The 1,005-nt window shown below is 44.5% G+C and carries 1 protein-coding gene; it reads right to left on the reverse strand.

Features of this window, described 5'->3' with window-relative positions:
* Positions 1–984, reverse strand: a 984-nt coding sequence (locus tag B7Y67_RS19385; RefSeq protein WP_293600030.1) for a glycosyltransferase family 9 protein, incomplete at its 3' end; no start/stop codon positions are given.
* Between the last annotated feature and the right edge of the window lie 21 nt (positions 985–1,005).

Here is a 1,005-nt window from a genome sequence, read left to right on the forward strand (position 1 = left end):
ATTGGCGGCACTGACACAAGGTGAGCATGCGAGATTGGCTGTGATCGCAATTGACTTGCCAACCGAGCCATAGAGCGCTGGAGTTTCTGGTCCAAATAAAACGACTGTGCGCAACGGGGTCACCGCAGAAAAATGCCCAGGCCCAGAGTCGTTAGTCACCATAACATCAGATAGTGTGTACAGCGCCGGTAGTTCTGCGAAGCTCACTTGACCGGCAAAGTTCAGAGCGTTTTTAACATTTGCAACTGAGCGTACTTTTTCAACATACTGAAATTCAGCGGGGGAGCCAGTGATCAAAATAAGGTCATTAGGATAACGTTGATTTAATCCTTGAATCAGTTCTGAGAAGCGCTGTTGCGCCCAACGTCGTTGCGGCAATAAATCACTTGCATTGGGATTGACTAAAATCAGACGTTGCCCGCCTTGCTTAAATTGAATACCAAAAGACCCGCTCAGCTTCTCAATACGCTCGCGAATTTGATTCAATACAGTTGGATTAATTACTGCTTGCTCTAAACGCACTTCAGAATCTGCAATATGTATTTTGCTAAATGGGACTTCAATCTTTTTAGCAAATGCCGCATGAATTAGAGATAGAAAATTCTTGGTAATGTGGATGTGCGGGTTGTAATGGACTTTGCGAGTCAGCATAAAGCCACGCCATAAACCTTCACCATGAAAGATGTGATAACCCACGCGACGACGTGCACCACAGAGGCCAGTGAGTAGAGCGGTAAAGCGAGAGAACAACTCCAAATCAATGACGGTGTCGATACGATGCTTGCGAGCTAGTAGTAAAAATTTGAGCGTGTCTTTAATTAAGCCGCCCAAGCTTGAAGAATCAATCGTAAAAATATTCTCAGGCTTAACAGTATTTAATAAAGTGAGACTAGCGCGATTGCTTTTAAAGATCAGGAAAAATAATTCAGCGCCACGAGCCTGTGCATTACGCATAGCCGGGTCTACTAAGATGGCGCTACCCATTTCTGATAACTCAATAAAGAG

It is taken from the genome of Polynucleobacter sp. 35-46-11 (assembly GCF_002281105.1).